Source organism: Pararhizobium sp. LjRoot235, from assembly GCF_964254145.1.
Taxonomy (GTDB): domain Bacteria; phylum Pseudomonadota; class Alphaproteobacteria; order Rhizobiales; family Rhizobiaceae; genus Pararhizobium.
In genome coordinates, this window is the sequence record NZ_CAXUSP020000001.1 from 719,366 (window position 1) to 740,061 (window position 20,696).

19 protein-coding genes are annotated in these 20,696 nt (G+C 60.5%); 13 read left to right on the forward strand and 6 right to left on the reverse strand.

Annotated elements, in window-relative coordinates; translation table 11 throughout:
• Together ACSQ2Z_RS03355 and ACSQ2Z_RS03360 are read left to right on the forward strand one after the other, a co-directional pair.
• Window positions 1-1,305 (forward strand): AAA family ATPase, encoded by a 1,305-nt coding sequence (locus tag ACSQ2Z_RS03355; RefSeq protein ID WP_436079903.1) that lies wholly within the window; start codon window positions 1-3, stop codon window positions 1,303-1,305.
• A 116-nt stretch (window positions 1,306-1,421) separates the two neighbouring features.
• Window positions 1,422-1,991 (forward strand): hypothetical protein, encoded by a 570-nt coding sequence (locus ACSQ2Z_RS03360; RefSeq protein WP_436079904.1) that lies wholly within the window; start codon window positions 1,422-1,424, stop codon window positions 1,989-1,991.
• A gap of 186 nt (window positions 1,992-2,177) precedes the next feature.
• On the opposite strand, the gene ACSQ2Z_RS03365 is transcribed toward ACSQ2Z_RS03360, so the two are convergent.
• Window positions 2,178-2,699 (reverse strand): tetratricopeptide repeat protein, encoded by a 522-nt coding sequence (locus ACSQ2Z_RS03365; protein WP_436079905.1) that lies wholly within the window; start codon window positions 2,697-2,699, stop codon window positions 2,178-2,180.
• Window positions 2,700-3,037: 338 nt separating this feature from the next.
• Between ACSQ2Z_RS03365 and ACSQ2Z_RS03370 the strand changes: the two genes are divergently transcribed.
• Window positions 3,038-3,538, forward strand: a complete 501-nt coding sequence (locus ACSQ2Z_RS03370) for a hypothetical protein (RefSeq protein ID WP_436079906.1) — start codon at window positions 3,038-3,040, stop codon at window positions 3,536-3,538.
• Between the two features lie 102 nt (window positions 3,539-3,640).
• Here ACSQ2Z_RS03370 and ACSQ2Z_RS03375 read toward each other — a convergent pair whose 3' ends face one another.
• The gene (locus tag ACSQ2Z_RS03375; protein ID WP_436079907.1) at window positions 3,641-4,447 is read right to left on the reverse strand and encodes a class I SAM-dependent methyltransferase; all 807 of its coding nucleotides are present in this window, start codon (window positions 4,445-4,447) and stop codon (window positions 3,641-3,643) included.
• Window positions 4,448-4,572: 125 nt separating this feature from the next.
• On the opposite strand from ACSQ2Z_RS03375, the gene ACSQ2Z_RS03380 reads away from it, so the two are divergent.
• The 4 genes from ACSQ2Z_RS03380 (at window position 4,573) to ACSQ2Z_RS03395 (ending at window position 8,746) form a co-directional block, all read left to right on the forward strand.
• A complete protein-coding gene (locus ACSQ2Z_RS03380; protein WP_436079908.1) occupies window positions 4,573-5,709 on the forward strand; it encodes an ABC transporter substrate-binding protein in 1,137 nt (378 codons plus the stop codon).
• 78 nt (window positions 5,710-5,787) lie between these two features.
• Window positions 5,788-6,930 carry an ABC transporter substrate-binding protein gene (locus ACSQ2Z_RS03385; RefSeq protein WP_436079909.1) on the forward strand — a complete coding sequence of 381 codons (1,143 nt, stop codon included), beginning with the start codon at window positions 5,788-5,790 and terminating at the stop codon, window positions 6,928-6,930.
• Complete coding sequence (locus ACSQ2Z_RS03390; RefSeq protein WP_436079910.1) at window positions 6,930-7,997, forward strand: FecCD family ABC transporter permease; 1,068 nt, start codon at window positions 6,930-6,932, stop codon at window positions 7,995-7,997. Before ACSQ2Z_RS03385 ends, ACSQ2Z_RS03390 begins: the two co-directional genes overlap by 1 nt.
• Window positions 7,991-8,746, forward strand: coding sequence for an ABC transporter ATP-binding protein (locus ACSQ2Z_RS03395; RefSeq protein ID WP_436079911.1), 756 nt, complete (start codon window positions 7,991-7,993; stop codon window positions 8,744-8,746). Before ACSQ2Z_RS03390 ends, ACSQ2Z_RS03395 begins: the two co-directional genes overlap by 7 nt.
• Before the next feature lie 187 nt (window positions 8,747-8,933).
• On the opposite strand, the gene ACSQ2Z_RS03400 is transcribed toward ACSQ2Z_RS03395, so the two are convergent.
• Together ACSQ2Z_RS03400 and ACSQ2Z_RS03405 are read right to left on the reverse strand one after the other, a co-directional pair.
• Window positions 8,934-12,167, reverse strand: coding sequence for an efflux RND transporter permease subunit (locus ACSQ2Z_RS03400; protein ID WP_436079912.1), 3,234 nt, complete (start codon window positions 12,165-12,167; stop codon window positions 8,934-8,936).
• A gap of 37 nt (window positions 12,168-12,204) precedes the next feature.
• Window positions 12,205-13,425: an efflux RND transporter periplasmic adaptor subunit gene (locus ACSQ2Z_RS03405; RefSeq protein WP_436079913.1), complete on the reverse strand. Its 1,221-nt coding sequence runs from the start codon at window positions 13,423-13,425 to the stop codon at window positions 12,205-12,207.
• 183 nt (window positions 13,426-13,608) lie between these two features.
• Here ACSQ2Z_RS03405 and ACSQ2Z_RS03410 point away from each other — a divergent pair, with 183 nt between their 5' ends.
• Entirely contained in the window at window positions 13,609-14,208 is a 600-nt protein-coding gene (locus ACSQ2Z_RS03410; RefSeq protein ID WP_436079914.1) for a TetR/AcrR family transcriptional regulator, read from the forward strand.
• Between the two features lie 54 nt (window positions 14,209-14,262).
• Here ACSQ2Z_RS03410 and hutC read toward each other — a convergent pair whose 3' ends face one another.
• Window positions 14,263-15,030: a histidine utilization repressor gene (hutC, locus tag ACSQ2Z_RS03415; protein WP_436079915.1), complete on the reverse strand. Its 768-nt coding sequence runs from the start codon at window positions 15,028-15,030 to the stop codon at window positions 14,263-14,265.
• 199 nt (window positions 15,031-15,229) lie between these two features.
• Here hutC and ACSQ2Z_RS03420 point away from each other — a divergent pair, with 199 nt between their 5' ends.
• The 5 genes from ACSQ2Z_RS03420 to ACSQ2Z_RS03440 all read left to right on the forward strand — a co-directional run bounded on the left by ACSQ2Z_RS03420 (window position 15,230) and on the right by ACSQ2Z_RS03440 (window position 19,963).
• On the forward strand, window positions 15,230-16,069 hold the full coding sequence (locus ACSQ2Z_RS03420) for a transporter substrate-binding domain-containing protein (protein WP_436079916.1): 840 nt from the start codon (window positions 15,230-15,232) through the stop codon (window positions 16,067-16,069).
• 143 nt (window positions 16,070-16,212) lie between these two features.
• Entirely contained in the window at window positions 16,213-16,935 is a 723-nt protein-coding gene (locus tag ACSQ2Z_RS03425; protein ID WP_436079917.1) for an ABC transporter permease, read from the forward strand.
• Window positions 16,936-16,950: 15 nt separating this feature from the next.
• Window positions 16,951-17,661: an ABC transporter permease gene (locus ACSQ2Z_RS03430; protein WP_436079918.1), complete on the forward strand. Its 711-nt coding sequence runs from the start codon at window positions 16,951-16,953 to the stop codon at window positions 17,659-17,661.
• Between the two features lie 32 nt (window positions 17,662-17,693).
• A complete protein-coding gene (locus tag ACSQ2Z_RS03435) occupies window positions 17,694-18,464 on the forward strand; it encodes an ABC transporter ATP-binding protein (protein WP_436082962.1) in 771 nt (256 codons plus the stop codon).
• A 2-nt stretch (window positions 18,465-18,466) separates the two neighbouring features.
• Window positions 18,467-19,963, forward strand: coding sequence for an HAL/PAL/TAL family ammonia-lyase (locus ACSQ2Z_RS03440; RefSeq protein WP_436079919.1), 1,497 nt, complete (start codon window positions 18,467-18,469; stop codon window positions 19,961-19,963).
• 109 nt (window positions 19,964-20,072) lie between these two features.
• On the opposite strand, the gene ACSQ2Z_RS03445 is transcribed toward ACSQ2Z_RS03440, so the two are convergent.
• On the reverse strand, window positions 20,073-20,675 hold the full coding sequence (locus ACSQ2Z_RS03445) for a HutD/Ves family protein (RefSeq protein WP_436079920.1): 603 nt from the start codon (window positions 20,673-20,675) through the stop codon (window positions 20,073-20,075).
• Between the last annotated feature and the right edge of the window lie 21 nt (window positions 20,676-20,696).

A 20,696-nucleotide genomic window follows, 5' to 3' on the forward strand; every position in this document is an offset into this window, starting at 1 on the left:
ATGCAGTATTCCCTGGATCAAGACCGTGAAGACGTCGCCCTGGCGCTCGATCGGCGCATGCCGCTGGCGCCGACAAGCCTCGAGGAGACCGGGCTTGAATTGTCGTTCATGCTGAGACTGGCGGCAAAATGCGCAGCCGAGCAGGATACGGTCACGCCATCGCATCTGGCGGGCCGGATGAAATTGCCGAAAGTGCTGATCAATATCCTGATCAAGGAACTGGTGAAGCTGGCCTTCCTGGAGGCGCGCGGGTTGGCGGGTGAGGACGTCAGGTCCGACATTCGCTACGCGCTTTCGACCAACGGTCTGGCATATGCGCATGAGGCGTCACGGCAGTCGCAGTATGTTGGGCCGGCCCCAGTGTCGCTGGAGGCCTTCTGCCGACAGATCCGATTGCAGTCCATCCATGATGAGCGCGTAACGTATGCACGGTTGACCGAGAGCCTCGAAGGGCTGGTATTGTCACAATCCTTGATCGAGAAACTTGGCCCGGCAATGAATTCGGGGCTCTCTATTCTGCTCTACGGCCCGCCCGGCAACGGCAAGACAAGCATTGCCGAACGAACGTCGCGCCTGTTTCTGCAGACGATCTGGGTGCCATACGCCATCGAAGTTGGCGGCCAGGTAATCAGCTTCTATGACGAGGCCGTGCATCAACCCTCTGTCGGAGCGACGGAAAGGCCCTATCCGAAGGCGGATCAGCGATGGATTGAATGCCGCCGTCCGGTCATCAAGACTGGTGGGGAACTCACTCTCGACCTGCTCGACTTGACCTTCAGCGAGGGCTCGACGGTCTATGAAGCACCAATGCATCTCAAGGCGTCTGGCGGCGTTTTCATCATCGACGATTTTGGCCGCCAGCAAGTCGCGCCACAGGCGCTCATCAACCGATGGATCGTGCCGCTCGAACGCGGATATGACTTCCTCACGCTGCATACGGGCAGGAAGTTCAAGGTCCCGTTCGACGAACTTGTCGTCTTCTCTACCAATATCGCCCCAAAGGATCTCTCCGACGAGGCGGGCCTGCGGCGTCTCAAGTACAAAATATATGTGAAAAACCCTTCGCGGGACGACTATATCCAGATCTTCCAGGCGTATGCGGGCAGCGTTTCGGTCGAAATAGTTCAGCGTGATTTGGAATTGTTTCATGATAGCAAGTACAATTGCAACTTTCCGGCGTCCTGCTATCATCCCAAGTACCTGTTGGATTTCATCAGGTCCTATTGCGAATTCAACGCAATGCCCAAGGTTGCATCGCTGGAGATGCTGGAACGGGCGTGGGATGGGGTGTTCACGTTGGACTAGGGAGGTGCCGATGGGACATGATCATCGCAACGCCATAGGCGGATATTAAGGAATTCCTGAGAAACTGGTGTAGCATGCGCGGAGGGTCAAGGTCCGATTCGCGGGGAGTAACGTCGATGACCAGCATTACAAATGTCGATGTCGAATCAGATGGCCCAAGGCCACGCGAGCAAACGGCTAAGGTGCCGCCTGGCTCGAAAGGCGCGCCGTTCATCGCAATCGCGCTGATGCTTCTGCCGTTGAATGCGGGTATTCTGCTCTACACCGCGAAGAATGCCGCCGACGTGCGAGAGAGCGGCGAGATGCTTGCCGCACTCAAGCTGTCGATAGATGGCCTGAAGGTGCAGATCGACAAGCAAGCGCATAACTTCACCAAGGGTGCAAAGGCCGACGACGTGGCGATCATTCGGCAGCGTGTGGACAGCCTGCTGAAAGAAGTGGCGGATCTGGACGGCCGAATGCGTACTGGCCTGTTTGCTTCCGGCGGTGCGCAGATTTTGAGCGCACCCGGCAAGGAGATGATGCAGCATATCGAACCTTCCTTTGGTGCGGTATCGGTTCCTCGCGGAATTCCGAATGACAGCCTGGCCTCGATCGACGCTCAGGGCGTTCCCGTTTCCGACCTGCCGCATTATGAACGATCGGTCTCGCCGGAAGGCAAACTGATTCTTCGGAAAGTGCAATAATCGTCGGATTTGCGGCACGACGCTGCGCGTCTTTTTCGGGCGCAAGAAGCGATTGCAGCGCCTTTGTTGGCCGATTTCTATCCCCGCATGATGTGAGAGTTCGCAATGCGCCTTCTACTGGCGCATTTTCGAGTCCACGGCGACGCGCTGCCCGTGTCTCAGTACATCGTCGAGCGTCAAGCGTTTCTATCGCTGCGCGACGTTCACGCTGTTCTTCATCAGTTCAAGGTTTCGGGCAGTCGTCTCGTTGGTGGGATCGAGTTCGTAGGCCTTGAGGAAATAACGCCGGGCCTTGGGCAACTCACCGCGCAAGAGGTGGGAGTATCCGATATTGTTGTAATAGACGGGCGTGTTGCCGATCATGCGCGAGAGCTGCAGATAAGCGCGGTCGGACGTGTCAAACCGGCCGATCATATCAGACGATGCCGCAAAGCCTAGCCATGCCGCCGGATCTTGGGGAAAGACTGCAACTGCACGCTTGTAAATTGCATATGACTTTCCGTAGTTCTTTTCCTGGAACTGGAGCTTCCCCGTGGTGATCAGCTCGTCGTTCTTGTAGAAGGCCACAGCCGAGTCATCTTCGACAGTCCTCGCGCTGTCGCCAAACGCGGACATGTCTTCGAGACTTGAAGACTGGCATCCGGCCAATGTCGCGAAACCAGCGAGCAACAGCGTAAGGCATCCGACCCTTGATCTGATCTGAAACATTACCATTCATTCCCCCGACTTTCAGATATCTTAGCGGTGCATAAGCATGGGCTCACGGAAAATTCTGATGAAAAAATGCTAACAAAGAAAGAATTGACCGAGTGAGTCGCATTAAAGAGACACATGACGTACTTGTATAGTGTCACTCTTGCAACATAGCTCAATGACACGGCGATCTCTCTAAGGTGAAACGTGATTTTTTGCGAGAACGTAGCAGGCTTGTGCGATACCTAGTCCTGCCCCAAGTGGGGCCGGTCTGGTAATCCATCGTCAAGCGTCATCTTATATATTGATTCGATCGGTACAGCTGCGGCTTGGGGCGAGAGGAAGCGAAGTAGATGCGAAACCCGGTTCTTGCACTCATCCGGCTGGGTCCATCAGCCGTCTATGCGTTGGCGGCGATGTTTCTCATCAGTATGATTCTGCTCACAAATTACCCCTCGGGCACATGGGCATGGTGGCTCCATATGACGATACTCCCGGTGATGCGAGAACCCATCTCTCTGCTCTTGGCCGCTCCCGGCGTCACGTTCTGGAGTGCCCTGACGATATTAACGCTTGCAGCGCTTCTGGGCATCAACCTTGCGATTCGCCCGGAGCGATACCCTAAGACGGGTTTCATTCACGCCCATGTCGCGCTCATCGTTACGGGGCTTGCTATGGTCCGGGTGACGAACGCGCAGGCCGGTCTTTCCAGTTTTTCGCTGCCACAGGTGCTGCGCGGTGACTGGTCGATGCTCCAGATAACGGATTCATTGCTCGGAATGGCGCTGCTCGTTCTCGCCTTCCTTGCTTGTCTTTGTTCTCACATCGCAATAATTCGGCGCATTTGCGCATAATCCGGGGCCGAATGCGGGCTTCAATGAAATTTGGCGTTGATACGCCTCCACTGCTTCCGTGCCGGATTGTGAAGTCTTTTCATTGCGCCCGGAACGTGTCGTTCAGCCTGCCTTGGTGGCCCTGATCGCGTAGCGGTGCTGAATGCCCCGAGCGAGGCCTTTGAAGAGATTCCAGTGTTTTGCCTGGGCGCGATGGATCCTCGCCAGATCGGTATCGATGATCACCGTGTCGAAGCCGCTCTGGCGAAGGAGATCGGCGACCGCCTCCGCGCGCGCGCCTTGCGAGAAATAGACGCGCGAAAGAATGCTGCGATGCGTATCCATCATTGCCGCCGATGCCTGCACCGCATCGCTCTTCAGGATGCGCAGCCGCTGGCCGAAAACGGCGAGCTTGGACAGCAGCCGCTCGAGCGGCGTCGAACTGACGAAATCGCCGTCGACGATCAGCAACGTTCCACCCGGTTTCAGGACACGCAGCCATTCGGCGAAAGCCGCCTTGGGATCGACCAGCGTCCAGACCAGATGCCGGTTGGTGATCACGTCATAGGCGTTGTCCGGCTCCATCGTGTTCTCGGCGTCTCCCAGGCGGAAGCTGATGCTGCGTTTGCGGATCTTTGCCTTGGCGTGGGCGCGCTCCATCATCGGCTCCGCCCAGTCCATGCCCGTCACCCGAAAGCCCAGATCATCCATCAGATGCGAAACGACACCGGTGCCGCTCGCAAGATCAAGCGCGGCGCGACCATTGCCCGGACCGAGGTGCCGCAGAAACAATTGGTGCCAGGCGGCGCGCTCCTTCTCTGAAAAGATCTCGTGGCCGGGCGATTGGTCGAAGGTGGCGGCCCGTTCCGACCAGTATGCCTTGATCTCGGCGCGCAGGTCGTAGTTCGTCAGTCTTTCGATATTGCTCATCGTCATGTCCCGGATTTGCGCGTGCCAGTTTCGTAACTTCCTGGAATCTTTCTAAAAGATAAAACTTGACTGTCAATATCATGAAATATTAAAAGCCCCGCAGTTTCCCCGATGGAGTGATGGCAATGAATGTGTTCGGTAGGGTGGCCTTGGCCGCTGTGGGTTTCTGCGCGCTTTTTTCCAGCACGTCCTTTGCCGGTGAGAAAGTCACCATCAAGGACGTGACCGGTCGCGACGTCGAAGTCAGCGTGCCCGTCGAGCACGTCATTCTCGGCGAAGGCCGGCAGATATATTTCGTTGCCGCTCTCGATACCGACGCGCCGTTCAGCCGCGTTGTTGGCTGGCGCGACGATTTCAAGAAGGCCGATCTCGACGGCTACAACGAATATCTCGCCAAGTTTCCGGAAATGGACAAGCTGCCGACCTTTGGCGGCATGAAGGACGGCACATTCGACATCGAGCAGGCCGTCGCCCTGAAGCCCGACATCATCATCATGAACATCGATGCCAAGACGGCGACCGAAGAGGCCGGCTATATCGAAAAGCTCGGCAAGGTCGGCATCCCGCTCGTCTATGTCGACTTCCGCGAGAAGCCGATGGAAAACACCGAGACCAGCATGCGTGTCATCGGCGCGCTGTTCGGCAAGCTGGATAAGGCCGAGGAATTCATCTCATTCCGCGCCGAGCAGATTGCCCGCGTCACTGACGTGCTCGCCAAGGCCGATGCGAAGAAACCGCTGGTTTTCATGGAGCGCGCGGGCGGCTATTCCGACGATTGCTGCATGTCATTCGGCAGTGAGAATTTCGGCAAGATGGTCGAGCTTGCCGGCGGCGTCAACATGGCCAAGGACATCATTCCGGGCACGTTCGGCACGGTCAATCCCGAGCAGATCATCGCCTCCAATCCGGACCAGATCATCGTCACCGGCGCCAACTGGGAACTCTATGTGCCCGGCGGCAACTGGGTCGGCGTCGGCCCGGGCGCGGATCCGAAGGAATCGGTTCACAAGCTTGCCAACCTGATGCAGCGCCCTGCGTTCACCGGCGTCAAGGCCGTCAAGGACAACAATGTCCACGCCATCTGGCACCAGTTCTACAACAACCCCTACCAGTTCGTCGCCGTGCAGCAGATCGCCAAGTGGCTGCATCCGGAGCTGTTCAAGGATCTTGATCCGGACGCCACCTTCAAGGAACTGCACGAGCGCTTCCTGCCCGTCGACTACAAGCCTGGGTACTTCGCCTCGCTCGCGGTTGCAGGCTGATCGGAAGGACAGACCGGCACGGGGCGGGCTTTCCGCCCCGGTGTCGTTTGGCCAAATTGCTTTTCGAAGGACCCGACAATGAAAACGCTCAAATTCGCGATCCTTGCCCTCACAGGTCTTTTTGCGCTTGTCGCCGGGCCGGCTGTGGCCGAAAAGACCGTCATTACCGACGTCACCGGCCGCAAGGTCGAGCTTGACCTGCCGGCGAAACGTGTCCTCCTGGGCGAAGCCCGGCAAGTTCATGTGATCGCGGCGCTGAAAGGCGACAAGACCTTTGAAACGATTGTCGGCTGGCGTGACGATCTCGTTAAGAAGGACGCGGACACCTATGTGAGCTATCGCGACCGCTTCCCCGACATCGAGAAACTGCCGCGCTTCGGTTATGTCGGCAACGGCACCTTCAATCTGGAAGCCGCAATCGCGCTCAAGCCGGATCTATTGACGCTCAATCTGGAATCGGTGAAGGCGGCCGAGGAGGCCTCTCTCGTCGAGAAGGCTGCAGCAGCCGGCATTGCCGTCGTCTATCTCGATTTCCGCGTCGATCCGGAGAAGAACACCGAAAACAGCATTGCCCTGCTCGGCGAGATTTTTGGCGCGGAGGAAAAAGCCAAGGCCCTGACCGACTATCGCCGGGCGCAGATTGCCCGGGTGACGGACCGGCTTGCCGCGGCCAAGCCCGCCTTTCCGAAGGTCTTCATCGAACGCTCGCCGGGCATTTCCGGCGATGTCGCCTGCTGCCGCACATTCGGCCCGGTCAATTTCGGCCGGATGGTCGAGCTTGGCGGCGGCCACAATATCGGTTCCGACGTGACTACCGGAACGTTCGGCGATCTCAATCCGGAACAGCTCGTTGTGGCGAACCCGGACCATGTCATCGTGACCGGCGCCAACTGGGCGGCGGAGTCCGATATCAAGCAGTTCGTCAATGTCGGACCGGGGGCCGATCCGGAGGCGGCGCGCCAGAAACTTGCCGATCTCATGCAGCGGCCCGCTTTCCCGGGCTTGAAGGCAGTCAAGCAGAACCAGGTCCACGCAGTCTGGCACCAGTTCTACGGCAATCCTTATGATTTCGTCGCGATCCAGCAATTCGCCAAATGGTTCCACCCTGAGCTTTTCGCCGATCTCGATCCGGAGGAAACATTCAGGGACTTCCATCAGAAGTTCCTGCCGGTCATCTATCGCACGGGCTATTTCGTCTCTGTTGAAGCGGGAGACATGTGATGACGCTGGCCCTGGCTGAATCCATTGAAGAAGCCGGCGGCGGGCGCTACCGCGCCCTTGCCTTTCGCCGCATGGTCTTGATCCTGTGTCTTGTTACGGCGCTGTTCCTCAGCGTCGCGGTGGATATGGCGCTCGGACCGGCAAATTACGCGCTTTCGGATGTTCTGAAGGCACTGTTTCAGCCGGCCTCGGTCGATGACCAGTTGCGTGTCGTTATCTGGGATATCCGTATGCCGATCGCGCTGATGGCGGTCACGGTCGGTGCTTCGCTTTCGGTCGCCGGCGCGCAGATGCAGACGATCCTCGCCAATCCCCTGGCGAGCCCTTTCACGCTCGGCATCTCGGCGGCTGCAAGTTTCGGTGCGGCGCTGGGGCTTGTCGGTGGAGTGGTGATCTTCCCGGTCGCCGTCCATTACATGGTACCGATCAACGCCTTCCTGATGGCTATGATCGCAGCGCTGTTCATCCATTTCGCCTCAACCATGCGCGGTGTCACTGTCGAGACCATCGTTCTTCTCGGTATCGCCCTTGTCTTCACCTTCAATGCGCTGCTCTCACTGCTGGAATATCTCGCCTCGGAGCAGGCACTGGCTGCCGTCGTCTTCTGGACCATGGGCAGTCTCACCAAGGCGACCTGGGTCAAGGTCTGGGTGACCGCTGCCATACTCGTCTTTGCCGTTCCGCTGTTTGCCCGTCGCGCCTGGGCGCTGACGGCGCTGCGGCTCGGCGACGACAAGGCAGCGAGCTTCGGCATCAACGTGCGCGGGCTTCGCCTCGAAACCATGATGCTGGTCAGTCTTCTCGCCGCGATCCCGGTCTCCTTCGTCGGCACCATCGGATTCATCGGCCTGGTCGGGCCGCATATTGCGCGCATGCTGGTCGGCGAGGATCAGCGTTTCTTTCTTCCGGCCTCGCTTGTCTGTGGTGCTCTGCTGTTGTCTGTGACCTCGGTCGTGTCGAAAACGATCATTCCCGGCGCCATTCTGCCGATCGGCGTCATCACCGCGCTTGTGGGGGTTCCCTTCTTCTTCGTACTCATTTTCAGCAACCGGAGGCGGTCATGGTAAGTCTCGCTCTGAAGGGGCTTGGCGCGAAGTACGGCAAGCATGTCGTCCTGTCCGGCGTCGATACCGACGTGCTCGCCGGTGGCGTCATCACCGCCGTGATCGGCCCCAACGCGGCCGGCAAATCCACGCTTTTCAAGCGTATCGCGGGCCTCACGTCCGGGCCGGGGACTGTGTATCTCAGCGATACCGACAAGGGGCCGGAAACGATCTGCTACATGCCGCAGGACACCGGTGCCAATGCGGTCCTGACGGTCTATGAATCGATTTTGCTGGCAGCCAAGCAGGGATCCGGCTGGAAGGTTCACGACCGGGATCTCACGGATATCGACCATGTCCTGCAGGCACTCCGGATCGACGATCTCGCCTTTCGCGGCCTCGGCGAGCTCTCCGGTGGCCAGCGCCAACTGGTGTCGATTGCCCAGGCACTCGTGCGCAAGCCGGAGATTCTGCTGATGGACGAGCCGACCTCGGCTCTCGATCTGTTTCGCCAGATTGAGGTGCTGGGTTTCATGAAGGCGCTGGCAGCCCGATCGGGCATGGCGGTGCTGATCGCGCTGCACGATCTCAACCATGCGCTTCGCTATTGCGACAACACGATCGTCATCGCCGACGGAAAGATGGCCGCAAGCGGGCTGACGGCCGATGTCATCACGGAAGGCATGCTGCGTGACATCTACCGGGTCGAGGCGCGGCTTGAAGCCTGCTCGCAAGGGAAACCTCTGGTGATCGTCGACAATTCCATCATCTGATCGCACCGGGAAGGCGGAAGTCGCGATCCTTGGTGACGTTCGGCGACCTTCGGCGGTTGTGCGGGCGTTCAAAGCCCTGACCTGTTTCCGGTCGATGTCGAAGGTTCGAGCTTACATGGCGACAAAAAGAAGCGGCGCCGCACGATGTCGGCGCCGTTTTTCATGATGGCGAGGTTTTTCTCCCGGCTTATTCCGCCGCTTCCAGCCCCGGCAACGTCGGCTGTGCGTGCAATTGCGTCACGGTGGCGGGCGTCTCGGCGGGAGCCACATGCGGCCCGGTCTTCTTCAGCGGCCTGTTGCCGGAAAGCGCGCGGACGATGACGTAGAACACCGGCGTCAGGAACAGGCCGAACAGCGTCACCCCGATCATGCCGGAGAACACTGCGACCCCCATGGCGTGGCGCATCTCCGCACCGGCGCCGGTGGAGGTCACCAGCGGCACGACGCCCATGATGAAAGCCATGGAGGTCATCAGGATCGGGCGCAGGCGAAGCCGGCTGGCCTTGATCACCGCATCGAAAGGCTTGGCTCCCTCGAACTCCAATTCACGCGCGAATTCGACGATCAGGATGGCGTTCTTCGCCGACAGTCCCACCAGCACGATCAGGCCGATCTGGGTGAAGACATTGTTGTCGCCCGCCGTCAGCCAGACGCCGGCAAGGGCGGCGAGCAGCGCCATCGGGATGATCATGATGATCGATAGTGGCAGCGACAGGCTTTCATATTGCGCTGCCAGCACAAGGAAGACGAGCAGGATCGACAGCGGGAAGATCAGCACGCCGGTATTGCCGGCAATGATCTCCTGATAGGTCAGTTCCGTCCATTCGAAGCTGACGCCTGCGGGCAGGGTCTCCGCCGCGATGCGTTCGACGGCGGCGCGGGCCTGCCCGGAGGAGTAGCCGGGTGCCGTGTTGCCGTTGATATCGGCAGAGAGGAAGCCGTTGTAACGCATGGCGCGTTCCGGCCCGGCACTGGAACTGACGTTCAACACTGCCGACAGCGGGATCATCTCACCGGAGTTCGAGCGGACCTGCAGCTTGCCGATGTCTTCGGCCTGGGCGCGGTAGGCGGCATCGGCCTGGACACGGACGGAATAGGTCCGGCCGAACTTGTTGAAGTCGTTGACGTAGACCGAGCCCAGATAGATCTGCAGCGTGTTGAAGATCTCCGTCAGCGGCACGTTCAGCTGCCGGGCCTTGGCGCGATCAACGTCGGCATAGAGCTGCGGAACGTTGACCTGGTAGCTCGAGAACATGCCAACCAGTTCGGGCGTGGTATAGGCCTTGGCCATGAAGCCCTTTACGGCTGTATCGAGAGCCTCGTATCCGAGCCCCGCCTTGTCCTCCAATTGCAGCTTGAAGCCGCCGATCGCGCCGAGACCCTGGACGGGCGGTGGCGGGAAGATGGCGCTGAAGGAATCCTGGATGACCGAGAGTTCCTGGTTCAGCCGCGCGGCAATTGCGCCGGCCGAAAGATCTGGAGTCGTGCGCTCTTCGAAGGGTTTCAGCGAAAGGAAGACGATGCCGGCATTGGACGAGTTGGTGAAGCCGTTGATCGACAGGCCGGGGAAGGCGATGGCGTCTTCGACGCCGGGCACCTTGAGCGCTATGTCGCTGATGCGGCGGATGACATCCTCCGTCCGGTCGAGCGAAGCGCCGTCCGGAAGCTGGGTGAAGCCGACGAGATACTGCTTGTCCTGCGGCGGCACGAAACCGCCCGGCACGGCCTTGAAGAAGAAGACGGTCGCGCCGATGAGGAGCAGATAGACACCCATCATCAGCGTCTTGCGCGAGATCACGCCCTTGACGCCGGCGCTATAGCCATTCGCACCGCGCGTGAAGACCGCATTAAAGCCGCGGAAGAACCAGCCGAACAGGAAATCCATGATCCGGGTCAGACGGTCTTTCGGCGCATCATGTCCACGCAGCAGAAGAGCGGCGAGGGCCGGCGACAGGGTGAGCGAGTTGAAGGCTGAGATAACCGTCGAAATGGCGATCGTCAGGGCGAACTGCTTGTAGAACTGGCCGGTGAGGCCGGAGATGAAGGCCAGCGGCACGAAGACGGCGACCAGAACCAGCGCGATCGCGATGATCGGGCCGGAGACTTCCGACATCGCCCGGTAGGTCGCTTCGCGCGGGGCAAGGCCGTTTTCGATGTTTCGCTCGACGTTCTCGACGACGACGATCGCGTCGTCGACGACGATACCGATGGCAAGCACCAGCCCAAACAGGCTGAGCGCGTTAATCGAGAACCCGAAGAGCTGCATCATCGCGAAGGTGCCGACGATCGATACGGGAACGGCGATCAGCGGGATGATCGAGGCACGCCATGTCTGCAGGAAGATGATGACGACGATGACGACGAGGGCGATGGCTTCGAGCAGCGTGTGAATGACCGCCTCGATCGAGGCGCGCACGAATTGCGTCGTGTCGTAGACGATCTCGTAATCGACATCCTGCGGCATTGTCGCCTTGATGTCTTTCATCACGGTGCGAACCTGGTCGGCGATCTCGATCGCGTTCGACCCAGGGGCCTGGAAAACGGGAACGGCAACGGCCTGCTTGTTGTTGAGCAGCGAGCGCAGCGAGTATTCGGCCGAGCCAAGCTCGATGCGGGCGACATCGCGCAATCGCGTGATCGCTCCCGTCGGGCTCGTCTTGATGATGATCTCGCCGAACTCTTCCTCGCTTTGCAGCCGCCCCTGCGCGTTGACGGACAATTGCAGGTCGACGCCCTCGAGATTGGGCGAGGAACCGATGACGCCGGCGGCGGCCTGGATGTTCTGGGCGCGGATTTCGTTGACGACGTCGGAAGCTGAAAGGCCGAGTTCGGCCATCTTCTGCGGGTCGAGCCAGATGCGCATCGAATAATCGCCGGAACCGAACAGTTGCACCTGTCCGACGCCGTCGATGCGGGCGAGCCTGTCCTTGACGTTGATCAGCGCGTAGTTGCGCAGATAGGTCATGTCGTAGCGGCCTTCGGGGGAGGTCAGGTGCACGACCATCATCAGGTCGGGCGAGCTCTTGACGGTGGTGACGCCAAGGCGGCGCACCTCTTCCGGCAGGCGCGGCTCGGCCTGGCTGACACGGTTCTGCACGAGCTGCTGTGCCTGGTCCGGATCGGTGCCGAGCTTGAAGGTGACGGTCAGCGTCATCAGGCCGTCCGTGGTCGCCTGGCTGCTCATATAGAGCATGTCCTGGACGCCGTTGATCGATTCCTCCAGCGGCGTTGCCACCGTTTCGGCGATCACCTTGGGGTTGGCGCCGGGATAATTGGCGCGCACCACGACGGACGGCGGCACGACATCGGGATATTCCGAGATCGGCAGGATCGTCATGGCGATCAGGCCGCCGAGGAAGATGAGGAAGGAGAGAACGCCCGCGAAGACCGGGCGATCGATGAAGAATCTGGAGATATTCATGGCGCGATCGCCCTTGTTCTTAAGTGCCGGTAACGGCTTACTGTGCGATGGAGGCCTGCAACGCTGTGTTCGCGCCGGCACTCATCGAGACCATTTCGGGTGCGACGAGCGAGCCGGGGCGAACGCGCTGCAGGCCGTTGACGACGATGCGTTCCTCAGCCTTCAGACCTGATGTCACCACCCGCAGGCCGTCGGATTTCGCGCCGACGGTGATTTCGCGGTATTCGGTGGTGTTGTCGGGCTTGACGACCATCACGTATTTCTTGTTCTGGTCGGTGCCGATCGCCCGTTCATGAACGAGTACGGCGTCTTCCGTCTTCGCCTGGCCCATGCTCAGCCGGGCAAATTGTCCCGGCATCAGAGCGCCATTGGCATTGTCGAACACCGCCCGCACCCGGATGGTGCCGCTTTGCGGATCGACGCTGTTGTCGACGAGCTGGAGCTTGCCCTTGATATCCGGGCGACCGGCGACATCCATGCGCACCGGAACGCGATCGAGGAAGTTGCGGGCATTCACGCCCTCCGGCAGTTCGGCAAGGATACCGGAGACGATCTGTTCATCTGCCTCGAAGCTCGCATAGATCGGGCTCAGCGACACCAGCCGCGTAAGGATCGGCGAGGACGGACCGGCGGCGATGAGGTTGCCGGCGGTGATCTCGATCTTGCCGACACGGCCGGCGATCGGGGCGCGGATTTCCGTATAGCTCAGATTGAGCTCGGCCGATTGCAGCACGGCGCGGGCGGCTTCCAGATCAGCCTCGGCACTTGCCTCACCATTCAGGCGCTGGTCGTAGTCGCTTTGCGATACGGCATTGGAGGCAAGCAGTTGCTTGCCACGCTTCAGTTCGGTGCGCGCCAGGGAAGCCCGGGCCTCGGCTGCGGTTACGCTTGCCTTGGCGCGGGCGACTTCTGCCTGATAGGGGGCCGGGTCGATGGTGACGAGCAGGTCGCCCTTCGCGACGATCGCGCCTTCCTGGAAATGAACGGACTGGATCGCGCCGGCGACGCGTGAACGCAATTCGACGTGATCGATCGCCTCCAGCCGGCCGGAGAATTCGCTCCATTGGGTCACGGGTTTTGCCTCAACGATGGCGACAGAGACAGGAACGGCGACCGGCGCGGAGGCCGTTGCGTCGGCCGCATTGCCGGTGCCGGACGGGCTGCCCTGCAGTTCGAAGACGATCGTCGGTGCAATGGTTGCTGCCGCAAGGACGAGGCCCGTTATAAAAAGTCTATTTCTAAAAGTTCCGAAAGACATGGCGCTATCCTGAATGTCTGGCCCTAGATGGGGGCTGCCGTCATCCTTCGTGGGAAGCGAGGGATTTGGGTGAGGGTTGCATTGACGTTCAATACCGGTCGGTATAGAAATATGTTTTAGAACCGGTCACTGTCAATGGAATAGCTTACCGATCGGTATAAAAAAATCGGGAGGGCCCGCCCCGTGGGACGGCCAAGAGAGTTCGACGTCGATGAAGCCCTTGAAACGGCGATGGAGTTGTTTTGGCGGAAGGGCTACGAAGGCACGTCTCTCGCCGATCTGACCGAGGGAATGGGCATCACCAAGCCGAGCCTCTACGGCGTCTTCGGCAATAAGGAGGGGCTATTCCTGAAGGCGCTTGAGCGCTACGAGCGCACAAAAATGGCCTTTTTTCACAGGGCGCTCGAGGACCCCCGGGCCCGCGTTGTCGCGGAAAAGATCTTGCATGGCTTTGCCGATGCGCAGACGGCGGAAAAGGACCCGAGCGGATGCATGGGCATCAACGGTGCGCTCGCCTGCAGCGAGGCTGCAGCCGAAATCCAGAAGTGCCTGATCGAGAACCGTCATCGCGGCGAGCGGGAATTGGCCAAGCGGTTCGAGCGCGCTGCAGCGGAAGGTGATCTGCCGCCCGGCCACGAGCCCCATGATCTTGCCCGCTATATCATGACGATCTCGCAAGGAACGGCCATTCAGGCTGCGTCGGGTGCGGATCGGCCGGCACTTTATCGGGTCATCGACATGGCGCTGGAATTCTGGCCGGGACCGGTCGCTCAAGACCGTTGATCACATCCGTCGATCGAGTTCCATATACAACGTCTTCAGTGTTTTGGCGATTAATCAGTCGTCGGTCGTTTTTCCGCTGCGCGATTCCAGCCGATACCGATTGCCGGGATAGACGAGCCGGGCAAAGGAGACGACGCGCTTGGACGACCAGGTGCGCCGGCGGATGAGCAGGCAGGGCTCGGTGCGCAGGATCACCAGAAGCTTGCATTCCCAGGGCTGCGGCATGGCTGCTTCAACGATGTGCTCTGAGCCGCTCAAGGGCGCCTCGGCGGTCAGGTAGGCGTTCGGCGTCTGTTTGGTGAAATCCTGGTCGAGGTAGCCGGGTGCGGCTTCGGGATTGACGAAACGGTCCTCGATCTGCACCGGAACGCCGTTTTCGCTGTGCACGATCAGCGAATGAAACACCGGTGCGCCGATCGACAGGCCGAGCGCGTCGGCTACGTCCGGTGCTGCTTTCTCCTGCGCCAAAACGATCACCGAAGCCTGATGCACATGGCCTCGCTCGTCGATCTCCTCGGCAATGTTGCGCACTTCGAATAGTTCTGAATAGCCCTTGCGTTCGGCAACAAAGGAGCCGACGCCCTGGATGCGCACCAGTTCGCCCTCGCTTGCCAGTTCGCGCAGCGCCCGGTTGGCGGTCATCTTGCTGACGCCCAGTTCGGCGACCAGCTCGTTCTCCGAGGGGACGCGGTGTTTGGGCGGCCATTCGCCACTCTGGATCCGGTCGAGGATCATTTGCTTGACGCCGGCATAAAGCGGTGCGCCGTCATTGTCGCCGCTGTCCCACTTCAGTTGAGCGGTCTGCTCGTTGCTGCGTTTCATATGCTCATTCCTTGGGCGAAACTAAATTTGCATCCAGATGCGGCGCCCTCTTGCATACCATAAAAATTTGCATATGGTACCATATACAACATGGATGTTCAGGGTCATTTTCCAAGGCTCACCATCCAACACTGCATTTGTAAAGCCGGCGCAAGATCGGCGGATGTTGTTTGAAGACAAACCTCAGAGGAACCTGAATATGAACCTATCCAAATTTCTGATGGCTAGCGCCATCGCATTCGCAGCGCTTGCCGCTCCGCTGGCTCAGGCCAAGGACTGGAAGACGGTCACCGTAACGCTCGAAGGCGCTTATGCGCCCTGGAACCTGACCAATCCCGACGGAACGCTCGGCGGCTTCGAGCCGGAGCTTGCCAAATATCTCTGCGATCACATGAAGGTCGAGTGCAATCTCGTCGCTTCCGACTGGGACGGCATGATCCCGGCGCTCAATGCCGGCAAGTTTGACGTGATCATGGACGCGCTGTCGATCACCGATGAGCGTAAGAAAATCATCGACTTCACCATTCCCTACGCTCATACCCACGCCGCCTTCGCGACGCTGAAGGATGGTCCGCTGGCAAATGCCGCCGGCACCGGCACCGTCGTCAAGCTCGATCCGGGCGCGACCGGCATCAAGGAAGTCGAGGCGATGAAGGCAGCCTTTGCCGGCAAAACGATCGGCATCCAAGCCGCGACCGTCTATTCCAAGTTCATCTATGACAATTTCGGCGATGTTGCCACCGTGCGCGAGTACAAGACCGGCGCCGAGCGCGACCTCGATCTCGAAACCGGCCGTATCGATCTCGTCTTCGACGACGCCGTCTATCTGATCTCCGCCTTCGAGAAGGCCAATGGCACGCTCGCCTTCACTGGTCCTGAACTCGGCGGCACGATCTTCGGCAGCGGCGAGGGCCTCGGCATCCGCCAGGCTGACACCGACCTGCGCGACATGTTCAACAAGGCCATCGAGGCAGCACTTGCCGACGGCACGGTCAAGACCTTGTCGATGAAGTGGTTCAAGACCGACGTTACCCCCTGATCCCAAGTTTGCCCGCCGCTTGCTATTTTGCTTGTGGCGGGCACACTTGCTGCGGCGGGCTGCCCTTGTCGAGGCGCGGCCTTCCAAATCCACCCTGACGATCGGGAAGCCGGCTTTGCCGGAAACGACGGGACGCCTGCGGCATGGCATTATTTCAATTGATCGGATTTGGCCCCACCGGCTGGGGCGGGTTGCTTCTGGTAGCAGCGTTGATGACGCTTTGCGTCACCGCCGTTGCGCTGTTGATCGGCGCCATCCTCGGCGCGCTGGTCGCCTGGGCCAAGCTGTCGGGCAGCAAGATATCGCGAACACTTGGCGGCACCTATACCACCGTTTTTCGCGGCGTTCCCGAGTTGCTGATCATCTATCTCGTCTATTTCGGCGGATCGAGTGCAGTGACCGCCATCGGTACAGCCATGGGCTTTGAGGGCTTTCTCGGCCTTCCGTCCTTTGCGGCCGGCGCGCTCGCCGTCGGCATCATCTCCGGCGCCTATCAGGCCGAGGTTTTCCGCGGTGCTTTTCTCGCCATCCCAAAGGGCGAGCTCGAGGCGGCGCAAGCCATTGGCATGAACCGGAGTTTGCGCTTCCGCCGCATTATCGGTCCGCAGGTGTTCCGTTTTGCCATTCCCGGCATCGGCAATGTCTGGCAGCTCAGCCTCAAGGATTCGGCGCTCGTCTCGGTGACCGGGCTTGCAGATCTCATGCGAACCAGCCAGGTCGCCGCCGGTTCGACGCGCCAGCACTTCCTGTTCTTCATCGTCGGCGGCTGTCTCTACCTGATCCTGACGAGCTTCTCGGACCGCCTCTTCACCAGCGCCGAAAAGCGCGCCAATCGCAGCATGCCGACCAGCCTCGGCCAGGCCTGATCAAGGAGACGCGCGATGGATATCGCCTTCATGTTCGAGACCATGCAAACGCTGCTGGCCGCGCTGCCGATGACGCTGGCGTTGTTTGTTCTCTCTGTCTTTTTCGGCGGTCTGCTGGCCCTCGTCATCGTCTGGATGCGGGTGAGCGGCAATGCGATCGCCCGCAAGTTTGCCAAGAGCTATATCTTTATCTTCCGCGGCTCGCCGCTGTTGATCCAGATGTTCCTGATCTTCTACGGCCTCGGGCAGTTCGGCTTCATCCGCTACAGCTTCCTCTGGCCGGCACTGCGCGAACCCTTCGTCTGCGCGGTGCTGTCCCTGGCGCTCTGCACGGCAGGGTATACGGCCGAAATCTTCCGCTTCGGCCTGCGCGCCATTCCGGCCAAGGAGATCGAGGCGGCCCGCTCGGTTGGCATGTCCGGCTTTCTGCTGACGCGCCGTATCCTGGCGCCGATCGCGTTTCGCCACGCGCTGCCGGCCTATTCGACGGAAGTGGTAATGATGGTGAAATCGACGGCGCTTGCGAGCCTCGTCACAGTCTGGGAAGTCACCGGTGTCGCCCAGCGGCTGATTTCGCAGACCTACCGCACGATGGAAGTGTTCCTCTGCGCCGCCGCCATCTATCTCATCCTGAATTTCCTGATCCTGCAGGCCATGGCGCTGCTCGAATACAAGCTGACCCCGCACCGCCGCGCGGCTCCGCTCTTTCCGGTGCCGCAGCGATGACCCCGACGACCCTCAACCAGACTGGAACGACCATGGCAGGCACGACCCGGCTTTCCGTCCGCAATATCCGCAAGAGCTTCGGCACGCATGAGGTGCTGCGCGGCATCTCGCTCGATGCCCGCGACGGCGACGTCATTTCGCTTCTCGGCGCCAGCGGCTCGGGCAAGTCGACCTTCCTGCGTTGCATCAACCTGCTGGAAATTGCCGATCACGGCGAGATCTCCGTCGATGGCGAACTGATCCAGATGGAGCAGCGCGGCGGCAAGAACGTGCCGGCCAACCGGCGTCAGGTGGATCGTATCCGCTCGGAGCTCGGCATGGTGTTCCAGTCGTTCAATCTCTGGTCCCACATGACCATTCTTGAAAACGTCATCGAGGGGCCGGTTCACGTGTTGAAACGGCCACGCGCCAAATGCATCGCCGAGGCGGAAGTCCTCCTGGAAAAGGTCGGCATCGCCGAGAAGCGCAATGCCTATCCCGCGCATCTGTCGGGCGGTCAGCAGCAGCGCGCGGCGATCGCCCGTTCGCTGGCGATGAAGCCGAAGGTGATGCTGTTCGACGAGCCGACCTCGGCGCTCGATCCGGAGCTGGTCGGCGAGGTGCTCCGCGTCATGCGCTCGCTTGCCGAAGAGGGCATGACCATGCTGGTCGTCACCCATGAAATGAGCTTCGCCCGCAACGTCTCTAACCGGGTGATCTTCATGAAGTCCGGCGAGATCGACAGTGATGGTGCGCCGGAGGAATTGTTCGGCTCCGGCGGTTCCCCCAACTTTCGCCAGTTCATCGGCAATTTCGGAGGCTGATCGTGCAGGATATCGTGCTCGAAACGGCACTCGACTGGCGTGCCGTGGCGGCGGTTGCCGATGGTGCGGCCCTTTCCCTGTCCGATAGTGCGCGCCAGCGGGTCGAGACCGCCAGCCGCATCGTTGCGGCGATCGTTGAAAGCGGCGTGCGCGCCTATGGTGTCAATACCGGCGTCGGCGCACTTGCCGACACCGTCGTCGATCGACCCTGCCAGAGCCGCCTGTCGCGCAACATCGTTCTCAGTCATGCCTGCGGCGTCGGTCCGCTATTGGAGCCACGCGAAGTGCGCGCCATCATCGCAGCTCAGATTGCCAATTTTTCCCATGGTCATTCTGGCGTTCGCCCAGTGATCGTAGAGACCTTGCAGGCTTTCCTTCGCAAAGACTGTATTCCCGATGTGCCGTCTAAAGGTTCCGCCGGTTATCTCACCCATAACGCCCATATCGCGCTGGTGCTGATCGGTGAGGGCGGGGCGCGGCTGAAGGGGATGTCCGTGACCGGAGCCGAGGCGCTGAAAGTTCTCGGCATCGCGCCGCTTGTATTGCAAGCCAAGGAGGGTTTGAGCCTCGTCAATGGCACGGCCTGTTCCACCGGGCTCGGAGCGGTGGCATTGGCGCGGGCCGAGCGGCTCCTTGAGTGGGCGGATGCCATCGCGGCGCTGACCATCGAAGCGCTCGGATGTCAGGCGGCAGCGTTCGAGGCGCCGGTGCTGGCGCTTCGCAAGTCGAAAGGAATCGACAAGGTTGGCAAGGTGCTGCGTGACCGCCTCGCGGGCAGCGGTCTGATCGAGGCTGCCAAAGGCGCGCGCACGCAGGATGCCCTGAGCCTTCGTTCCGTCCCGCATGCGCACGGCGCCGGCTGGGATGTATTTGATTTCGCCGGTTCTATCGTCAATCAGGAACTTGCCTCCGTCACGGACAATCCGGCTGTCTCCGGTACGCCGGAAGCGCCGATTGTCTCGTCCGAAGCCCACGCCGTTGCGCCCGCCCTCGGACAGGCTCTGGACAGTCTGGCGGTCGCCGTCGCCCAGATATCGGCGATGAGCGAGCGGCGGATCGACCGGCTGGTCAATCCGCTGGTGAGTGGTCTCCCCGCCTTCCTGGCTGATGATCCGGGTGCTGGATCCGGCTTCATGATCGCGCAATATTCAGCCGCGGCACTTGCTGCGGAAAACCGGCGCCTCGGCGCACCGGCTAGCCTCGATGGCGGAATTACCTCGGCGCTGCAGGAAGACTTTCTCGCGCATCCGACGGCTGCCGCCAACAAGCTGCTGGCGGTCATCGACAATGCCGAGCAAATCCTCGGCGTCGAATTCGCCGCCGCCGCGCAGGCCCAGGATTTCAAGGCCGGTGTTGCGCAGCGGGCAAGCGGCACGGACGTGCTCCATCGCCATATCCGCGCGGCCGTGCCACGCTATGCCGACGACCGGCCGCTCGGCCGGGATCTGGAAAAGGTACGCGATCTCCTGCGGGCATCGCCGCCGCCCGCCAGCGTTTAGACTCCGCCCATGTCAACGTTGCGGTTATAGGACGCGATGGAACTGTTTCGGGCTGCCGAGAGGCGCAACTGTGACGTCAACCGTAATTACCAGGCGGTTGCGCAAAGCCTCAGACGGGCGAGATGTGGATCAGATAGGCCTCCGTCGGCATGTCGGAGGTAATCAATACGATGCCTTCCAGGATGGCGCAGTCCAACCTGGCAAGTTCAACTGCGTGATCTCCGCAATCGATCCGTATATTGCCGAGCGACAGAAGCAGGGTGACGCCGCCCTCCGCATCCAGGTGATGCTGCCCCTCGACAATACGCTTTTCGACCTGATGCACCCATTGGCCTCGCCTGGTCATGACGTTGAGATCGATGATCGTATCTGAAACCAGCCGCGCGGATGTTGGTGCATCTGCCGGAAAGGCAAGCGGCTCGGATGCTTGCGTCAGAACGACCGGCGCCCTCCCGGCGATCCTGAGTTCCATGCCGTCTCCCTGGAGGATTGACAGGGTGCGGTCGATGCCGGGAAAGACGGAGAAGGGACCGTCGCTGCCGACAGTCGCCATGCTGACGCGCCAGCCGAAAGTGGCGAGATCGGCGTCCTGCGGGAACACGGCGATCTCCGTCGTTTCGCCGCCACCGTTCTTCCAGGGCATGCGCCGATAGGTGTCCGCCTTTAAAACCAGCGGGCGGTTGTGTTTGGGCTGTTGTTGCGCGATGGACATTGTGAACCTCTATGGAGTGGA

Bases quoted from the DNA above. Each gene is read 5' to 3' on its own strand.
- ACSQ2Z_RS03370 (WP_436079906.1), top strand. From the start codon at position 3,038: ATGCGAAACCCGGTTCTTGCACTCATCCGGCTGGGTCCATCAGCCGTC.
- ACSQ2Z_RS03365 (WP_436079905.1), bottom strand. From the start codon at position 2,699: ATGTTTCAGATCAGATCAAGGGTCGGATGCCTTACGCTGTTGCTCGCT.
- ACSQ2Z_RS03395 (WP_436079911.1), top strand. From the start codon at position 7,991: ATGGTAAGTCTCGCTCTGAAGGGGCTTGGCGCGAAGTACGGCAAGCAT.
- ACSQ2Z_RS03355 (WP_436079903.1), top strand. From the start codon at position 1: ATGCAGTATTCCCTGGATCAAGACCGTGAAGACGTCGCCCTGGCGCTC.
- ACSQ2Z_RS03435 (WP_436082962.1), top strand. From the start codon at position 17,694: ATGGCAGGCACGACCCGGCTTTCCGTCCGCAATATCCGCAAGAGCTTC.
- ACSQ2Z_RS03385 (WP_436079909.1), top strand. From the start codon at position 5,788: ATGAAAACGCTCAAATTCGCGATCCTTGCCCTCACAGGTCTTTTTGCG.
- ACSQ2Z_RS03390 (WP_436079910.1), top strand. From the start codon at position 6,930: ATGACGCTGGCCCTGGCTGAATCCATTGAAGAAGCCGGCGGCGGGCGC.
- ACSQ2Z_RS03405 (WP_436079913.1), bottom strand. From the start codon at position 13,425: ATGTCTTTCGGAACTTTTAGAAATAGACTTTTTATAACGGGCCTCGTC.
- ACSQ2Z_RS03420 (WP_436079916.1), top strand. From the start codon at position 15,230: ATGAACCTATCCAAATTTCTGATGGCTAGCGCCATCGCATTCGCAGCG.
- ACSQ2Z_RS03400 (WP_436079912.1), bottom strand. From the start codon at position 12,167: ATGAATATCTCCAGATTCTTCATCGATCGCCCGGTCTTCGCGGGCGTT.
- ACSQ2Z_RS03430 (WP_436079918.1), top strand. From the start codon at position 16,951: ATGGATATCGCCTTCATGTTCGAGACCATGCAAACGCTGCTGGCCGCG.
- ACSQ2Z_RS03360 (WP_436079904.1), top strand. From the start codon at position 1,422: ATGACCAGCATTACAAATGTCGATGTCGAATCAGATGGCCCAAGGCCA.
- hutC (WP_436079915.1), bottom strand. From the start codon at position 15,030: ATGAAACGCAGCAACGAGCAGACCGCTCAACTGAAGTGGGACAGCGGC.
- ACSQ2Z_RS03380 (WP_436079908.1), top strand. From the start codon at position 4,573: ATGAATGTGTTCGGTAGGGTGGCCTTGGCCGCTGTGGGTTTCTGCGCG.
- ACSQ2Z_RS03445 (WP_436079920.1), bottom strand. From the start codon at position 20,675: ATGTCCATCGCGCAACAACAGCCCAAACACAACCGCCCGCTGGTTTTA.
- ACSQ2Z_RS03375 (WP_436079907.1), bottom strand. From the start codon at position 4,447: ATGAGCAATATCGAAAGACTGACGAACTACGACCTGCGCGCCGAGATC.
- ACSQ2Z_RS03425 (WP_436079917.1), top strand. From the start codon at position 16,213: ATGGCATTATTTCAATTGATCGGATTTGGCCCCACCGGCTGGGGCGGG.